Origin of the sequence: Flammeovirga aprica JL-4, from assembly GCF_012844305.1 — a bacterium.
Lineage (GTDB): Bacteria > Bacteroidota > Bacteroidia > Cytophagales > Flammeovirgaceae > Flammeovirga > Flammeovirga aprica.
Genome location: NZ_JABANE010000269.1, coordinates 1 through 1,699 on the forward strand (window position 1 = coordinate 1; position 1,699 = coordinate 1,699).

Annotated in this window: 2 protein-coding genes; both read right to left on the minus strand. The window is 30.4% G+C overall.

Going from position 1 to position 1,699, the window contains the following annotated elements; translation table 11 throughout:
* Positions 1 to 345: 345 nt before the first annotated feature.
* Positions 346 to 1,527 carry a leucine-rich repeat domain-containing protein gene (locus HHU12_RS33765; protein WP_169661125.1) on the minus strand — a complete coding sequence of 394 codons (1,182 nt, stop codon included), beginning with the start codon at positions 1,525 to 1,527 and terminating at the stop codon, positions 346 to 348.
* Positions 1,517 to 1,699 (minus strand): hypothetical protein (locus HHU12_RS33770; protein WP_205960073.1); only part of this gene is annotated, 183 nt, incomplete at its 5' end. The genes HHU12_RS33765 and HHU12_RS33770, both read right to left, overlap by 11 nt.

Here is a 1,699-nt window from a genome sequence, read left to right on the forward strand (position 1 = left end):
TTTTCTACTTTATCCCAATGGATTGTATTCATATAGGCAAATAATTTATTGGTCTGCTTTTCTTTTGATTCCTTTTTAATTTCTCCTAAAAATGTTTGATCATCTTTAGTGAGTGTCACATCGGTCTCTTTTCCACTTAATATATCCTCCATTGCCTTAATCCTATCAAATGCTTTATTCCTTGCTTTTAATGCTTTAGATGAATTTAATTGTGCAAAAGCTTTTGAGTTGTAGACCGTGGAAATATAGGTTAATGTGTCTGTGCCTGACGAAAACTACCAAAAAAGCCCAAGAGTAACCTCATTCCTACTCTTGGACCTTTAATTATAACTTCAACCCTAAAAATCAATTCTCATAGATTTCATATCCTCTTGCTACATCTGCTTCGCTCAAGATATGAGGTATATTTTCCCAACCTCCGTCAAAACTAAGTATAGTTTTTTTCTCTCGATCGACATCAAACATTTCCACAGGCAAATACTCCAAACTTGTATGACCTCTTAAAATTATCTTTTCTAGATGAGGCAGATCTTTGATTTCTTTGGGTAAGGTTTTGATATCACTATCTCGTATTTGGATATACTCAAGCTCTCTTAGCTCTCCTATTTTTGGTAATAGTCTTGAAATAGGTACATTTCGATAAACAAGTGTCTTTAAATGTTTGAAATTATAGAATACATCAAATGCTTCTTCCTTGTTCATATATTTCCAATACTGACCATCAATCACAAACTCTTCTATATTCTTGCATTGAGCTAAATCTTCAAAAGGGAATGTAACGAAGTTATCTAACTCTGTAACTCTAAATTTCTTAAGGCTGTTATGACTGTTTTTTAAAAGAGAACCAAAATTCCTGAATTTTTTACAACCCGAAATAATCAACATTTTATACTTATGGTGTAAATAACTTTCTGGAAGTTGTACTATATTATCCTGTCGAATTACTGACAATGACAACTCGTTGGGTGTTTTGATATCAGGTAACTTTTCAAAATCAACGTAATGAAAAATTACTTCCTCTAATGCTGACCCACCGATTTCCTTAGGGAAAATTTGCTCATAACCTTCTCCATACCTTACAATTTTAATTTTCCTTAAATTTGTCTTTAAGAATGCTTCAGGATATTCGGTAAAAACACATTTATTCATCGAAACTTCTTCTAATCCATTATTCAGATAAATTTTATACCCTGAAATATCAATGTCATTAAAACCAATATACTTTAAACCTGTTATGTTTCTTGTATCAATTATTTTATCATCAAAAGAAGTTTCATTGATATAGATGGAATCTAAATGACTTAACTCTTCCAACTCTTTGGGTAAACAGGTAATTGTACCCAAACGAATAAACCTCATATTGGATATATAATCATCTGTAATGTTATAATAAAATTTATGATCATATCTTTCATTCAGAATGTTTAATATCTTTTGATCATTTTCATTAAGTGTTATTTCTTTATTTCCTTGCATAGAACAGGAAACAAAGAAAATCATAAGAATTAATAAAAGTTTATCTGTCATAATCATAGTCATTTCTCTGATGTGTTTTAAACATATTAAATAATACAACTCTCTCAAATGCCTCGATAGGTACATTCGTATTATCATCTTCAATGGTAATATTTTCAAATAGCTTACTAGGACTTATAAAATACTTAGTCGCATCCTCTTTCTTCATCATTACCAAGTGCTT